Origin of the sequence: Sphingopyxis sp. GC21 (assembly GCF_025727575.1) — a bacterium.
Taxonomy (GTDB): domain Bacteria; phylum Pseudomonadota; class Alphaproteobacteria; order Sphingomonadales; family Sphingomonadaceae; genus Sphingopyxis; species Sphingopyxis terrae_A.
Genome location: NZ_CP095845.1, coordinates 1,009,728 through 1,024,940, shown reverse-complemented (window position 1 = coordinate 1,024,940; position 15,213 = coordinate 1,009,728). Strand labels below are relative to the sequence as shown.

The 15,213-nt window shown below is 58.2% G+C and carries 12 protein-coding genes; 9 read left to right on the top strand and 3 right to left on the bottom strand.

The features are described from left to right. Positions 1-58: 58 nt before the first annotated feature. The 8 genes from MU856_RS04885 (at position 59) to MU856_RS04850 (ending at position 10,661) form a co-directional block, all read left to right on the top strand. The gene (locus MU856_RS04885) at positions 59-1,291 is read left to right on the top strand and encodes a D-amino acid dehydrogenase (RefSeq protein ID WP_155178463.1); all 1,233 of its coding nucleotides are present in this window, start codon (positions 59-61) and stop codon (positions 1,289-1,291) included. Between the two features lie 36 nt (positions 1,292-1,327). After that, positions 1,328-1,753: a GlcG/HbpS family heme-binding protein gene (locus MU856_RS04880; RefSeq protein WP_155178461.1), complete on the top strand. Its 426-nt coding sequence runs from the start codon at positions 1,328-1,330 to the stop codon at positions 1,751-1,753. Positions 1,754-1,910: 157 nt separating this feature from the next. Beyond that, positions 1,911-4,100, top strand: coding sequence for a TonB-dependent receptor (locus MU856_RS04875; protein ID WP_174834963.1), 2,190 nt, complete (start codon positions 1,911-1,913; stop codon positions 4,098-4,100). A gap of 111 nt (positions 4,101-4,211) precedes the next feature. Beyond that, entirely contained in the window at positions 4,212-5,678 is a 1,467-nt protein-coding gene (locus MU856_RS04870; protein WP_174834964.1) for an aldehyde dehydrogenase family protein, read from the top strand. 94 nt (positions 5,679-5,772) lie between these two features. Next, the gene (locus MU856_RS04865) at positions 5,773-7,389 is read left to right on the top strand and encodes a GMC family oxidoreductase (RefSeq protein ID WP_174834965.1); all 1,617 of its coding nucleotides are present in this window, start codon (positions 5,773-5,775) and stop codon (positions 7,387-7,389) included. 72 nt (positions 7,390-7,461) lie between these two features. Beyond that, complete coding sequence (locus MU856_RS04860) at positions 7,462-8,508, top strand: threonine aldolase family protein (protein WP_155178453.1); 1,047 nt, start codon at positions 7,462-7,464, stop codon at positions 8,506-8,508. 13 nt (positions 8,509-8,521) lie between these two features. After that, positions 8,522-9,532, top strand: coding sequence for a DMT family transporter (locus tag MU856_RS04855; protein ID WP_155178451.1), 1,011 nt, complete (start codon positions 8,522-8,524; stop codon positions 9,530-9,532). Positions 9,533-9,551: 19 nt separating this feature from the next. After that, a complete protein-coding gene (locus MU856_RS04850) occupies positions 9,552-10,661 on the top strand; it encodes a DUF2817 domain-containing protein (RefSeq protein WP_155178449.1) in 1,110 nt (369 codons plus the stop codon). Between the two features lie 34 nt (positions 10,662-10,695). Here MU856_RS04850 and MU856_RS04845 read toward each other — a convergent pair whose 3' ends face one another. Further along, positions 10,696-11,679: a helix-turn-helix transcriptional regulator gene (locus MU856_RS04845; RefSeq protein WP_263588493.1), complete on the bottom strand. Its 984-nt coding sequence runs from the start codon at positions 11,677-11,679 to the stop codon at positions 10,696-10,698. A gap of 381 nt (positions 11,680-12,060) precedes the next feature. Next, positions 12,061-13,416, bottom strand: a complete 1,356-nt coding sequence (locus tag MU856_RS04840) for an aldehyde dehydrogenase family protein (protein ID WP_233387976.1) — start codon at positions 13,414-13,416, stop codon at positions 12,061-12,063. A 243-nt stretch (positions 13,417-13,659) separates the two neighbouring features. Here MU856_RS04840 and MU856_RS04835 point away from each other — a divergent pair, with 243 nt between their 5' ends. Further along, positions 13,660-14,691, top strand: coding sequence for a LysR family transcriptional regulator (locus MU856_RS04835; protein ID WP_233387977.1), 1,032 nt, complete (start codon positions 13,660-13,662; stop codon positions 14,689-14,691). On the opposite strand, the gene MU856_RS04830 is transcribed toward MU856_RS04835, so the two are convergent. Further along, on the bottom strand, positions 14,667-15,206 hold the full coding sequence (locus MU856_RS04830) for a DUF4863 family protein (RefSeq protein ID WP_155178442.1): 540 nt from the start codon (positions 15,204-15,206) through the stop codon (positions 14,667-14,669). The two genes, MU856_RS04835 and MU856_RS04830, sit on opposite strands and share 25 nt — an antisense overlap. Between the last annotated feature and the right edge of the window lie 7 nt (positions 15,207-15,213).

The window sequence follows — 15,213 nt, the reverse complement described above, 5'->3', positions numbered from 1 at the left end:
ATCTCAGGCACAGCGGACAGATGGGGCGCATCCACCACCTTTTGGGGAGCGGCTCCCAGTGGCACGTATTAGCATCATCGGCGCCGGCATTACCGGCGTAACAACCGCCTACAGCTTGGCTGTCCGCGGTCATGAAGTCACCGTCTACGATCGTCGCCGCTATCCGGCGATGGTCACCTCATTTGCCAACGGTGGCCAGCTCTCCGCAAGCAATGCCGAAGTCTGGAACAGCTGGGCCACCATCGCAAAGGGTATGAGATGGCTCTTGAAAAATGACGCGCCGTTGTTGCTGAACCTCAAGCCCGGCCTTCACAAATACGGGTGGCTCGCCGAGTTTTGCGGCAATATCTTTCGGCACGAAAGAAACACGATCGCGACCGTTCGTCTCGCACTCGACGCGCGAAGGCATATGTTCACCATTGCGGAAGCAGAGGGCATCGATTTCGATCTGAAGCGATGCGGAATCCTTCATCTCTACCACAATGAACAGGAGTTTCGTGCTGCCGAAGTGGGCAACGCCCTCCTCCTCAAGGGCGGGCTCGAAAGGCACGCAGTGTCAGCTGGAGAAATGCGCGCGATCGAGCCGAGCCTGCAAGGCGCTCTTCACGCCGGATTCTTCACCCCGGGGGACGCCACGGGCGACATCCACAAGTTCACACGCGGGCTCGCAGATGCGTGTGCACGCCGAGGCGTGATTTTCAAGTTTGGAGCTGCTGTCCGGCGAGTGGAGATACAGAACCGGATTTGTACCATCAGCTTGACCGATGACGAGAGTGGTCGGCCGATCGCCTCTCAGACAGCTGATGCCATCGTTGTCTGCGCAGGGGTTGAAAGCCGAGAAATCGCCAGAAAGCTCGGCGAGAAAGTAAACATTTATCCGGTGAAGGGCTATTCCATCACTGTAAACTTGAGAGACGAGCAGAGCCGAACAGCTGCACCGAGTGTCAGCCTGCTCGACGACGCTGCGAAGATCGTCACAAGCCGCCTCGGTCCAGATCGATTCCGGGTGGCCGGCACCGCAGAGTTCAATGGGTTCAACCTAGATATTCGCGCTGACCGGATCCGCCCGTTGCTGCGCTGGTCGGAACGCCTGTTCCCCAAAATGGATACTGACAGCGTCACCCCATGGGCAGGCCTGCGCCCCATGACGCCCGATATGCTGCCTGTTGTCAGGCCGGGGAGAGTGCGTGGCGTCTACTACAACACCGGCCACGGCCATCTTGGCTGGACGCTTTCCGCTGCAACTGCCGAGATGATCGCCATGCGCCTGGACAGCGACTTCGCCGCGTAGCTTCGATCCACATTATTCATCAGAAGGATTTCGAGAATGATCCTAAGCTTGAAGCAAGCCCAGAATATTGCACTTCGCACTCTCAAGGCCGGTGCCGAAAAAGGACTGAAGCCGCTATGCGTAGCCGTGCTCGATCCGGGAGGTCATACAATAGTCCTGCACCGAGCGGACGGCGCGTCGCATCTTCGACCAGCAATTGCTATCGCGAAGGCGGCCGGCGCCTTGAATCTCGGCGTCTCTTCCCGCTCGATCGCGGCGATCGCGGCCGAACGACCGACATTTTTCAACTCGCTCGTAGGCATAGCGCCTCTCGGTATGGTGCCGGCCGCCGGAGGAGTGATCGTGGTTGACAGCGACGGCCAGACACTGGGTGCCGTCGGCGTTACCGGCGACACCTCGGACAATGACGAAGCTTGTGCACTTGCGGGCATCGAAGAGGCAAATCTGTTCGCGAAGGACTGATCATTGCCCGCGCAACGCGGCAAAGGTATTTCACATAAGTGCAATGATTGAAGAGAGATTGGCAAAAGCAGCGAGGAGGACGTTCGCCTTATGAAGTTGGACAGGCAGCTGGCGCGGCATGCGTACGGCTCCTTCCAGCAAATAATAAGGGGGGTTTATGTCTCGGTCGAATAGAACGAACGGGTCGGTAGCGGCCCTGCTTGCCGCTACTGTTCTGGCCGGATCGGCGACGCCAGCCTTCGGGCAGGCGACACCCGAGGCGCCTCAAGATTCTTCCGCGTCCTCATCGGGCGGATCGCTCGACATTGTCGTTACCGCCCGCAAGCGCGAAGAACGCCTCCAGGATATCCCGGTGGCGGTCTCGGCGATCGGCGGAGCTGCCCTCGAACAGAAGGGCATCGACAATGTGACAAACCTGATCGGGACGGTTCCGAGCCTCTTCACCAGCCAGAACCAGGCGTTCGGGCCGCTTCCCAACCAGACCTATCTCGTACTTCGCGGCGTCGGAGCGGCGGCATCCAACGATCCCGCTGTCGGAACCTTCGTCGATGGCGTCTATCAACCGAGCCTGGCATTCGACACTGGCTTCCTCGACTTGGAGCGCATCGAGGTTTTGCGTGGGCCGCAAGGTACCCTTTTTGGCAGAAACACCGAAGGCGGTGCACTGAACATTGTGACCGCGAAGCCCGACGGCACCTTTCGTGGGAAGCTGCGCGCAGAATATGCGGACTTCAATAGCGTTCGCCTCGGCGCGAGTTTCAGCGGCCCATTGGTGGAGGACAAGCTCTTCGCTAGCCTTTCTGGTCAATATTACAGCACCGATGGCTACATCCACAACCTGACCATCGACAAGGATCAGGATACGCTTCGCAGCCTGGCCGGGCGCTTCGTGCTTCGCGCATTGCCCACCGAAGACTTCGAGATCATTCTCCGACTGGATGGTTCTCGCAACAGAAACGGTTATCTCGGTTACGGCGTCGTGGACGACGGCGCGAAGCGTTATGCCACACTCGATGATCGCAAGGTTGTCTCGCCCGACACGAGCTTTGGCGGCTCTCTAACCATGTCGTACGATCTTCCGGCGTTTACGATCAAGTCGATCACCGGATATCAGCACGTAAAGACCGAATTCTGGTACGACTTTGATGGATATTCGGACCCCGACAACTTTCAGGACCAGCGCACGACCCAGTCAGCACTCTCCGAAGAACTTCGTTTCGAGTCGAGGAGCGGCGGGTCTTTCACATGGCTTGGCGGATTGTACGCCTTTCAGGATATCCACGAACAGAACCGCAATTTCGCCTTGTCTGGCTGTACGATCTGCGCCTTTCCGCCGATTTTCAATCCCGCCAACGACGTGCGGGAAGCGACGAGGTTGCGGCGTCGCGGCTGGGCCGCTTTCGGTCAAGTCGGCTACAAGTTCAACGATCGCTTCGAGCTGACTGTCGGCGGGCGATATGGCTGGGAGCGGACGCGGGCATTCCAGCAGGGCGTCGTGATCGTGCCGGCTGTGGGCGCGAACGACGCGTTCAGCGGAGTCACGTCAAAAAGCTTCAGCAATTTCTCGCCGTCCGCTTCATTCTCCGTTCACTGGACGCCTGATGTCATGACTTACGCGACTGTGTCGCGAGGTTATCGCTCAGGCGGCTTTGACAAATATCCGGGTAGCAGTGCAGCCGTTGGGATCGCTTTCGACAACGAAAAGTCGACCAATTATGAGGTGGGGCTGAAAGCGTCGCTCTTTGACCGACACCTGATCGCCAGCGTTGCTGGTTTCATCGTTCAGGTGGACGACATGCAGCTGGCTTCTGTTGCCATCAGCCCGGTCACCGGTCTCCCTGTCGGTGTCACTGCCAATGTCGGTGCCTCCCGTAACCGCGGGTTCGAGTTCGAAGCAACCGCCATGCCGTTCCGCGGATTCAAGATTCGCGGGAACGCTGCATATACCGACGCGCGCTTCACCTCTATTACGAGCCCGGTAGGATCCCATCTGACCGGCGATGCGTTGCCTTATGTCCCCAAGTGGACTGCTTCAGGCGGCGCAGATTACACTGTCTCGATCGGTGACACTGAACTCAATCTCGCAGCCGACTATCGTTATGTGGGGCCGTATTATTCCGGTAACGGGGCTCCTCCGTTTGATCCGATCCTGCAGGTTCAATCCTATGACCAGCTCGACCTCCGCGCCAGTCTGAAGAGAGACCGATGGGAGCTGACCGTTTACGTCGACAATGTGACGGACAACTTCAACATTACACGCCGGTTCGCACCGCCGTTCCAACCGTTCACCCGCGCCTCGGTGCTTCCACCTCGCAAGTTTGGCGTGAAGCTGAACTACAGCTGGTGAACATCCGCCGCCGGCCTCACTGGCCGGCGGCTTTGACCACTCAGGAATCGTGTCCTTGTTAAGGAGCGTCGGCCCGCAGCGAAACGCTGCTTCGCTGTCAAAGGATTTGCCGTGACCGAGATCGACATGACGAGCTTTGATGGAATTATCGGGAGCCTGACCCCGATGAGCGGCGAAGTCATCGACTGGACGAGCCCGACCGCTCCGGACAGAGCCCTTCAGTTTCGCGCCGGCGGACACGCTGATGTCGAGCGGGCCGTCGGTTCAGCGGGTCGAGCTGCTGGTTTGTGGCACCGGCTCGCGCCGAGTGAACGGCGAATGGCGATGCTGCGGTGGGGCGACGCAATAGAGGCCGCCGCCGAGCGCATCGGCATGCTCGACTGTGTCGACATGGGCAAACCGATAGCCGTTGCGACGATGGAAGCCTGCGTTGCCGCTCACATTGTGCGCTGGTACGCTCAGGCAATCGACAAGGCTTGCGGAGAAGTCATTGCGTCGTCGCGCGAGGCGATCTCTCTGTCGCTGAGAGTGCCCTACGGTGTCGTTGGCGCGATGGTCTCGTGGAATTACCCAAGTATAAACGCCGCCATGAAAGTTGGGCCAGCACTCGCGGCCGGCAATGGCATGGTGCTGAAACCGTCCGAGATTTCGCCCCGCTCCGCGATACTGATTGGCACCCTCGCCGAAGAGGCGGGCATCCCCGTCGGTCTGCTGTCTGTCCTCCCTGGCGGAGCGGCGACGGGCGCAGCGCTCTGCAGCCATCCCGGGGTTGCAATGCTTGCCTTCACGGGCTCGACCCAGACGGGCCGCTCTGTCGCCAAGCTCGCGGCCGAGCGGCTCGTGCCTGCTATCATCGAGGCCGGAGGAAAGAACGCGATCGTGGTTCTTGACGACATGACCGACTATCAGGGCATAGCCATCGACGCTGTAGCGGAAGCATATGCAAATAGCGGTCAGCTTTGCGTCGCCCGCTCAAAAATCCTCGTCCCAAGCGATCGTATTGACCAATTCTCGGACGCTCTCGTAGCCGCTGCAGCAGATTTCTTGCCGGGTGATCCTCTCGAGCCGAACACAAAATTCGGGCCCTTGGCGTCCAAGGCTCATTCGGACAGGATCCGATCGGCAGTCGACATGGCCCTCGGTCGCGGCGAACAAGTCATCCGCGATGGTCGTCCCGTGCAGCACGACATGCTGAATCATTCGCTGACAGTGGTCAGAGCGGATGACCCAACATCGCCGATATTGCGAGATGAATATTTCGGTCCGATCCTTGCAGTCGTTCCATATGATAGCATCTCCGATGCCGTGAGACTGGCCGGCCTCGGCGGCTACGGGTTGGCGATGACGCTCTGGACCGGCGAGTTGGCTCGAGCCAACATGTTACGGCAGGAACTCTGCGTCGGTCATTTGAAGATCAAGTCCGTCGCTGGTCAGGACTCGGCGACTGGTCTGGCGCTTCCACTGGAGCCTGCCGGTCAGTCCGGCTACGGAATCGAGTTCGGCGTTGACGCTCTCTCCAGCTACAGCCGTCGGATGGCCGTGGAGCAAATTGGCTGCCTCGCGCCGCTGGATCGCTAGCCACCGCCGACATCGCAGATCGGCCCAAGCGCCAAATCTGTTTGCGACTACCGCAAAAGTCCAACTTTCCGAGGTGCGCTAGAGCGGCCTTCACATGGAGGGCATTGTGCAAGATATTAGAACTACGGACTTTATCGTCGTTGGGGGCGGTTCGAGTGGCGCGGTGGTCGCATCTCGGCTAAGCGAAGAGAAGCGTTTTGAGGTCGCGTTGCTCGAAGCCGGCGGGTGGGACAGCTCGCCTTTCATTCGGATTCCGGCGGGCTCGATCAAAGCGATCATGAATCCTGAGTACAACTGGTTCTATCAAGCGGAACCGGATGCCTCACGAAACGATCGAGCAGACATGTGGCCGGCCGGCAAAGTCCTCGGCGGCGGCTCGTCGATCAACGGGATGATGTATGTTCGCGGCAATCGCGGCGATTATGATCAATGGGCTCAGCTCGGCTGCAAGGGCTGGTCCTATGACGACGTGCTTCCGTTCTTTAACAAGGCCGAGACGAACGAAAACGGCGGCTCGCGCTTTCGCGGCGACAAGGGCCCTCTGCGCGTATCGAATGCCCGCCTATCGACCACGTTGGCCGACGCATTCATCGCTTCTGGCGTACGTGCGGGGATTCCGCACAATCCGGATACCAACGGTGCCGAGCAAGAGGGTATCGGCCCCTGCCAAGCCACCCAGAACAAGGGTTGGCGACATTCAACGGCACGCGCCTATCTGGCCAAGGCGAAGCGCCGATCCAATCTGAAGGTCGAGACGCATTTCATGGTCAGTCGGGTACTGATCGAGAAAGGCCGCGCGATCGGCGTCGAAGGCGTTCAGAACGGGCGCACGGTTCGCTACTTGGCAAACAAGGAGGTCATTCTTTGCGGCGGCGCGTTGTCGTCGCCGAAAATATTGATGCTCTCGGGCATTGGCCCGGCAAAGCATCTTGGCGAGCATGGCATCCCTGTTGTCGTCGATTCCCCGGGAGTGGGGCAAAATCTGCAGGAACATCCCGGAGTGTTGATGTCGACCCATGTCGGCATCGATAGCCTCAATGTCGAAGTGCAAAGCGTCGCCAGGATAGTCAAGCATGGCTTGAACTTCGCTTTGTTTGGGCGAGGGCCAGCCACGGCATGCGTTGCCTCCGCTCTCGCGTTCATTCGCACGCGAGACCATCTCGAGTGGCCCAACATCCAACTGTCGTTCTCGCCGATCGCGTACGACTTCACGCCGGACGGCGTACACCTGTACAAGCGTGCGGCAATTGGCGTTGCCATCAACATCTGCCGGCCCGAGACGCGCGGTCAGTTGCTGCTCCGCTCCACCGATCCAAGTGAGCGGCCGATTATCCAACATGAGCTGCTCGGCGGAGATGATGAGATCAAGCAGCTCATCGAAGGATGCCGGATCGTGCGCAAGATTTTCCGTTCCAAGCCATTCAGTGAATATGACAAAGGTGAACGCTTACCCGGAAAGCAGGTCGAAACCGACGCTGATTGGATCGAGTATATCCGTCAGAGCGCCTTCCTGATGTACCACCCGACTGGCACTTGCGCGATGGGAATTGGGCCGACAGCGGTTCTCGATCCGGAGTTGCGCGTCAAGGGCGTCACCGGTCTTCGCGTTGCGGATGCCTCGATCATGCCGACGCTGGTTAGCGCGAATACAAATGCACCGTGCATCATGATTGGCGAACGGGCGGCCGATCTGATCCGAAGAAGCCACTGAGGAGATATCGTACCGCAGGAGCCGATGGCCCTCGTACGCACGATCGATCGCTTGGCCAGGGAGATATGACCGATGCATTTCGCTTCCGATAACTGGGGGGGCGCCCTTCCTGAAGTGGCTCAGGCTCTCGTCGACCATTGCGACGGCTTCGCCGCCGCATATGGCAATTCCGAACTCGATCGATCGCTCGTCCATCGCTTCCAGGAGATATTCGAGCACGATCTCGAGATGTTTCTCGTGGGAACCGGCACCGCTGCCAACAGTCTTGCGATGTCGGCAGCTGGTCGCCCCGGCGGCGTGGTGTTCAGCCATGCAAATGCGCATATGTTCGAAGAAGAATGTGGAGCCATCGAGAAGATCGGCGGAGGCCTGCGGATCACCCCTGTCGAAGGCGCGCTGGGCAAAATTGCCCCTGAGAAGTTTGCTGCTGCGCTCGGCCGACTGCCGGAGGGCTTTGTCCACGTCGGTCAGCCGTCAGCAGTTACGCTTACACAGGCGACCGAGTGGGGCACCCTCTATCAGCTCGATCAGATTGCTGAAATCGCGTCCATAGCCCGAAAGAGGAATATCGCGGTCCACATGGATGGGGCTCGGTTTGCAAACGCTCTCGTCGCTCTCGATGTCACACCCGCCGACATGACATGGAGGCAGGGCGTCGACATGCTCTCCTTCGGTGCGAGCAAGAATGGCTGCTGGTGCGCCGAAGCGCTCCTCGTATTCAATCCTCGGTATGCGGAACATATGATTTATGCACAAAAGCAGGCCGGGCATCTGTTCTCAAAGTCCCGCTTCATCTCTGCCCAGCTCGAAACCTATCTTTCAGAAGACAATTGGCGGAAGTGGGCGAGGCAGGCTAACAGGCTTGCGGCGGAACTAACTGCAATACTGATGCGATCTGGTGCAGCTCGGATCGCTTGGACGCCCGAAGCCAACATTGTCTTCGCGATCATGAAAATCAAAGAAGCCGAGAGACTTCAAGCGGCTGGAGCCTTCTTCTACAGGCGCGCATCTTTAGAGACCGAAATAGCCATCGCTGGAGACGAGGGCCTATATCGCTTTGTAACAAGTCCAATGAACGATGCGACCGATCTGCAGGACTTCGCGGAAATCCTGAGCTGACCGAAATTAGACCATGTCTCCTTTTTCGAGGTCGCCTTCGGGGCAAGGCGCCAGCTTTTTGGTTATAATCTTTTCATCGACCTTCCTAATGGGTTCAAGCTTTGTTGCGACACAGTTGCTCTTGAAGAGTGGCTTGCCTCCGCTGCTGCTATCGGGGTGCCGCTTTCTCGTTGCGACGCTCTCACTTCTCCCGTTTCTTCTGATGGAATCTCCACGCGATGGATTTCGCTGGCGTTCGCCCCGCCGGCGCGATGCAGTCCTGACGCTGCTGCTCGGTCTCCTTCAGATTGCGGCGGTCATGGCGTTGGTGTCTGCAGCTATGCGCTTCATCGATGCTGCGACCGTTGCGATCCTCCTCTTCACGAACCCGTTGATCGTGATGCTCGTCGCAGGAAGGGCGCTGGGTGAGCAGCTCAACCGGATAAATCGCCTTGGCATGGTCGTCGGATGCGCAGGTATCCCCGTCATCGTCGGGGGCAAGATCACGGTGTCCGCAAACGGCTTGATTGGCCACGGGCTGGCTATCGCGGCCGCCTTCTGTTGGGCGGGGGCAACAATTGCACATAGAAAGTTTCAGCCAAACCTGCGGCCTGCCACGCTCAACTTCTGGCAGATGCTCGTTGGTGCCCTAACTCTCATGTCGATCGCGCAGCTTAAGTGTGAGCGCTGGCCGACACATCTCGATTTTGCCCAGGTAATATGGTTTCTCTGGCTTTCCATACCTGCTTCGGCCGGGTCATTTGGGCTTTGGTTCGTCGCTCTGTCCAAGGGTGGGGCAACACGGGCAAGCAGCTTCCTCTTCCTTGCTCCCCTCTTCACATCCCTCCTCGCTGTGCCCTTTCTTGGTTCGGTGCTGGGGCTCCATCAGATTATCGGCGGAGCGCTCGTCGGTCTCGGACTTTATCTGGTCAACCATCGATCGGGCAGCCGAGCCGAAAACCCGAAGATCAACACGTGTCTGCTCGATGAGCGCTCAATCATTTTCGCCAAAGAGGCAAAAGCGTCCCAACCACACCTCCCCTAGATTTTCCTAAAGGAGATCGATGATGTCTAAAAACCTGCAGGTATTCAATCAAACGTACTTGGCAGCACGTGATAACTTTCTGCAGGCTACGACGGGCAAAGCTGCAAGGATCTATTCGATCGAACATCCACTAAGCGGACCATCCGGTGAGCCTCTACACGTGGATGTAGCTGTCTTCGGATCCCCACAAGCGGCCAACACCGTTTTCCTCACCTCCGGCGTTCATGGCCCTGAACTGATCGCAGGTTCCGCCTGTCAGATCGACCTGGTCAATGGCGGAAAGCTCGCTGCCTTGCCTGCGGACGTCAAGGTCGTGCTGATCCATGCTATCAACCCCTGGGGCTCGGCTCATGGCCGGCGCTATACGGAAGACAATGTAGACCTGTGCCGAAACTTCACCGTATTTCCGACGCAGACAGAGGTTTCGGAAAGGCTCATCGATCTTCAGGAGGCGATCGACTCTGCTTCTCTGGAACCTGCGGATGTCGCAGGTTCCGACGCAATCATTGAAAGGTTCATCGAGGAAAATGGCTTGGGAGCCTTCATCAACGTGGCCCTCTCCGGACAGTATCATTTCCCGAGCGGCATTGGCTTTGGGGGGAAGGAACCGGCCTGGTCCCGCAGCACGATCGAGCAAATCATCACTGAGGAAGGGAGATCAGCGCGGCACGTCTACATGGTAGATTATCACACCGGCTACGGGCCTTACGCTCATGGTTGCGTTGTCGCGATGCAGACGGGCTCGAAGCTCGAACGAGCTCACGAGGTATTCGGCGATTGGATTCTCGCTCCTCGGGCTCGCCCTACCGCCACCACGTATGAAACGACCGGTCACACGACTGATGGTTACGAAGCGATGCTTCCAGACGCGGAAGTAATCGCCGGCGTGCTCGAGATCGGCACGCTACCGCAGCCGCAGCTCGTCGCTGCAATGATCAACGAGCATCGCCATACCCGGCATCTCGCCAGCACGCCTGACGATCCGAGGCTCAAAGCGGCACGCGATGCTTTCAAAGCTTTCTTCGCGCCCGACGATCCGCACTGGCAGAACTATGTTCTGCATCGAGGCGAGCAGATTTTCGACCAGGTGCTCGCAGACATTTCTCGCCGCTTGCCAGACCGATGTTAAGCTCGGCAGGTGAAGCGTCCAGCCTCGCCTTGGGTCAGACTTGGGACAGTGCTTCACGAGGCGATGTGCCGAAAAACCGTCGGAAAGCCGTCGAAAAATTGGCCGGGTACTCGTATCCGACTTCGTAAGAAATCTGCGTTATCGACAGATCGCCCTCACGCATCAGGTCCAAAGCCCGCCGCATCCTTACCATGAGGAGATATTCCATCATCGTCTTACCCTCGACTGCCTTGAACAGCTTGCTAAGCTTCGACAAGCTCATGCCGGCTTGGCGAGCAATTTCGTTTGCAGGCGGCGGCTGTTGATACCTGTCCTCAAGGATTTTCATGACGCGAGCGACAGCGAGTCTGTCTCTTGACCGCGGCTGCGAACCGCGAGCATCTCGCCGAACAATCTGCTCGAAGAAGATGCGAATGATGTCATTGGCTCTGGATTGCAGAAGGAGACAGCGAGCGAACGGTGCACCAGCAGCCTCGAAGAAAGCGGCGGCCGCTTCTCGAAGCTCGAACGACAAATCGGTAGATATGATCCCGCATATCCCGTTCACGTCGTTCAGGTAGTCACTGAGCGCCCCGGAGTATAGGCTCGGGTCCAAGCCGAGATACTCTATCAAGTAGTTTTTGTCGCACGAAACCGTTACAGATCGCTCTTCGTCCCCCGAAAAAAAGCTTTGAGTACGCACCACTCCCGCAGGGCTGATTGCTACGGTGCAGCTTCTTGGTTCGATTTCGAATGATCGAGCTGATGCAGAAGTGATGATGGAACGCCCTGCCATGCGTATGTGGATCCGGAGGGCGCCATCGCTCTCCTCACTTTCTTGCACATCTCGGAGACGATGGAGCGAAGCCCAGCTTACCGTTACACCACCTGGGAATATCAGGACGTTCCGGAACCCCTCCGCGTCCATCCTTTGCGGCCGTGTCGCGATCAGAGCGGTCAAACCGACATCTTCGCGCTCGACGATCTCGTAGTCGCGTGGGACCAGATTCAGCATTCGTTCTGCGAGCATGGCTGTCATAGGGATTCCTCCCCGATGTGCCACGAACCGACGAACGACATGCGTCGAACATGAAGATATTGATCATATGAGCGCAGCAATGGCTCATACGCCGCATTTACTGCGTCAAATAGATAGGAAGACAGGTGACGGCGATAGCGCCGAGTCAACGCCAGCATGACAGAACTCCGCAGAAATATAGCGGCATCCTGCACGCAGCACGCTAGGCGTTGACTGCATCCAGCTCATCGCCGCAACAACGATATCGATCGTTATTGCGGCTCATTCATCTGAGTTGACGTCACTCACTTTGATTCACTCTTTCGATCAAACTGACACTATAGCCTTTTCGGCGCTATCGCACAACCGATTCGCCTCCGGCCATCAACCAAGAAGCCGACTCTACTGAGTGGCCATGTTAATGATCTTGGGCTGGCTGTATTCGGCCATGCCCTCGCGGCCGAGCTCTGCGCCGAGGCCCGACTGCTTTGCCCCCCTGAAAGGCACATCCGGCGGGAGGTCGAAATGCTTGTTTACCCAAACCGTTCCAGCATCGAGCTTTTGAGCGATGCCATAGGCGGCATCGAGATCCTTGCCCCAGACGCTAGCGGCCAATCCGAACGTACCAAAATTGGCGCGCGCAATGACATCGTCAAGGTCGACATACTTCAATATCGGAAGAATGGGAGCAAATTGCTCCTCGGTCACCAGCCGCGCGCTGTCGTCAATATCACGAACGATCGTCGGGGGAATGAAATAGCCCGGTCGGTCGATAGGATCGCCGCCGGCAATGATCGTGCCATCTCTCGCAGCCTCCCGGAGAAACTCTTTTGCGCGCGCAAATTGCGCTTCGTTCTGCAACGGCCCGAATTGCACACCTTGAGAAAAACCATCACCGACGACCGCAGCTTCAGCAAGGGCCGCTAGCCGCTCGCATACCGCATCGTACACATTCTCGTGAACATATACCCGCTTTATGGCGACACAGACTTGGCCCGAGTTCACCATTGCGCCAGCGAAAATGCGCTCGGCGACTTCCTCAGGATCGATATCGTTCATCACGATGGCAGCGTCATTGCCACCTAGTTCCAAGGTCAGGCGCTTGATCGTCGATGCGGCGCTCGCCATTACGTGGCGCCCCGTGCTCGTCGAACCTGTAAACGCGATCTTCGCGATGAGTGGGTGTTCCGTCAGCAGCGCTCCGATCTGGCTTGGTCCGTTGATGATGTTCACGACACCGGCAGGGAAAATGTCAGCGCAAAGCTCGCCCAGAAGCAGAGTTGTCAAGGGCGTCGACGGGGCTGGCTTGACAACGACACAATTGCCGGCAGTCAGACCCGGAGCCAATTTGGTGGCCAGCAGAAGCAATGGGAAGTTCCAGGGGGTAATCATGGCGACGACCCCGAGCGGCGTGCGATGTTCGACTATGCGTTCTCCCTCATTATCGCGAAGGACTTCCTCGGTCGTTTCCATGCTCGCAAACGCGCGCAAAATGTAAACCGTTTGCCCGACTTCCATTTCGGCAAGTCCGAGAGGCTTGCCCTGCTCCTCGACGAGGAGTCGAGCAAACTTTGCGCTTTGTGCTTCGATGCCACTCGCAAGTTGCGCGACAAGTTGGCCGCGCTCGGCCTGAGGCACGATGGACCAGCTCGCGAACGCTGCATGCGCTGCTGAGACGGCGGCTTCGACAATAGCAGCGTCTGCCACAGGCGCTTTCGCAACGACCGTTGCCGTTGCCGGATTGATGACATCGGCCATCTCGTCTCCGTCGATGAGGCTACCGCCTACCAACATCCTATAGTTTTCCATGCCGTTGCCTCCGAGCCTCGTCCGCCTCACGGACAATCGATGATCGGGAAGTTTATGCGGGGAACGGCTAGCTGCCACATTTGCCCGGCGGTCATTTGCTTATGCGGACTTGCACATTACGCATCCCTTCCGATGCGGCTCGTTTGTGCAGCCATATGGAAGCCTTCAAATGTCTGAGCGGCCAGAACAAAAGTGCTTGTCCGTCTTTTCCGGCAATATGGTTCAATGGCCCCATCGTTCAAACAGCTGGACCTCAACCTCCTTCGCGTTTTCGCGGCGGTCATGGAGGAGCGGAGCGCCCTCCGGGCCAGTCGCCTGCTGTGCACGAGCCAATCGGCGGTCAGCCACGCCCTCGCCCGCCTCCGCGACCAGCTCGGCGACGACCTATTTCTGAGAACACGCAGGGGTCTCAAGCCAACGGCACGCGCGCTGGAACTCGCTCCGGAGATCGTGGCGGCGCTGGCGATAGTTCGGACAGCTGTTGAACGGCAAGAATTTGATCCTGCCACATCGGATCGTACGTTTACGCTGGCCGCGAGCGACGCACTCTCGATACTCACGGTTCAAAACCTGCTGCGCGAGTTCGGGCGCAGCGCGCCCGGTGTATCTCTAGTCGTCAAACCGGGCACGCGCGTGGATCTGGGAGAGATGATTGATCTCGGTCGGATCGATGTGGCCTTGGGAAGCTTCTCAGAATGGCCCGAGCACATGCGGTTCGATCCGATGGCTGCCTATCGCGACGTGCTGATCTCTCCCATTGGCAGCACGCCTATCGAGAGATCCGACCAACTGCATAGCCGGCGACTGGCCGTGGTGTCCGTCGGCGGCGAAGAAGAGGGCGCAATCGGCGGCTTCATCTATGAAAGGGGATTGGGCCGAAGAACCGAGATGTACGACAAGGCAGCACTTGAGCGCGCATTTCGGAATTGCGGCTTGATACCCCGTCCATTGTTGGCCATCCCCCATGCGCTGCTATTGCCCGAGCTTGTCGTGGAGGCAAATCTCACCGCCATCATTCCACACCCGCTAGGCGCACATTTCTGCAGGACCCATCCAGTAAGGCTCGACAAACTTCCCTATCCCTGTGCCTCACAGCAGATCGGCATGATCTGGCACCAGCGATCCGACAAGGATGAAGGATTGATATGGTTCAGAAGCATTTTGCGGAGCTTGGTATCTCGTCTGGTTTCCGACGGCGATCAGTTAGGCGGAGCAAAGTCATAGCTGATGCGGCCTGCCGGAAGATAGAACAATGCAATCACCGCACCGCCACGCACCTCGGGATAGTGCCGACTTCCTGGGTCCGGAGCCGTCCAGCCCGGACCTTGCCAGCCGTGCAAGCCGCGGAGTTGGGCACCCTCGTCTATCGGAACCACCATGTTCAACTCACCGTAGGGATGACCATGGTAGTCGCCACGCAAGATGATCTCTCCGTCCGCGTCGCGAATGGCACGCGCATCGTTGCTGTCCATGAAGACGGCGGTAATGCTGAAATGAAAGGTTTCTGGCCCTGGCTCGATGATTCGGCTGCGACGATAGCTCTTGCCAGCGATCTCCTGGTTTGCCGCCCAACCTTCGTCGATGCCGTATCGAATGAGTGTAGCGAGTTCACGATATGTGTCGGTAGCGGGGCCGTACTTCTCGTTCAGCCAGACTTCCAAGTCGCGGCTTGCGGTCATGTCCTTCACTTCAGAGAGAAAGGAAATGCTGCGTTCGATCAGCTGATCGCGATGTCCCATGGATAAA

Bases quoted from the DNA above. Each gene is read 5' to 3' on its own strand.
- MU856_RS04860 (WP_155178453.1), top strand. From the start codon at position 7,462: ATGCATTTCGCTTCCGATAACTGGGGGGGCGCCCTTCCTGAAGTGGCT.
- MU856_RS04880 (WP_155178461.1), top strand. From the start codon at position 1,328: ATGATCCTAAGCTTGAAGCAAGCCCAGAATATTGCACTTCGCACTCTC.
- MU856_RS04850 (WP_155178449.1), top strand. From the start codon at position 9,552: ATGATGTCTAAAAACCTGCAGGTATTCAATCAAACGTACTTGGCAGCA.
- MU856_RS04855 (WP_155178451.1), top strand. From the start codon at position 8,522: ATGTCTCCTTTTTCGAGGTCGCCTTCGGGGCAAGGCGCCAGCTTTTTG.
- MU856_RS04865 (WP_174834965.1), top strand. From the start codon at position 5,773: ATGGAGGGCATTGTGCAAGATATTAGAACTACGGACTTTATCGTCGTT.
- MU856_RS04830 (WP_155178442.1), bottom strand. From the start codon at position 15,206: ATGGGACATCGCGATCAGCTGATCGAACGCAGCATTTCCTTTCTCTCT.
- MU856_RS04875 (WP_174834963.1), top strand. From the start codon at position 1,911: ATGTCTCGGTCGAATAGAACGAACGGGTCGGTAGCGGCCCTGCTTGCC.
- MU856_RS04845 (WP_263588493.1), bottom strand. From the start codon at position 11,679: ATGACAGCCATGCTCGCAGAACGAATGCTGAATCTGGTCCCACGCGAC.
- MU856_RS04840 (WP_233387976.1), bottom strand. From the start codon at position 13,416: ATGGCCGATGTCATCAATCCGGCAACGGCAACGGTCGTTGCGAAAGCG.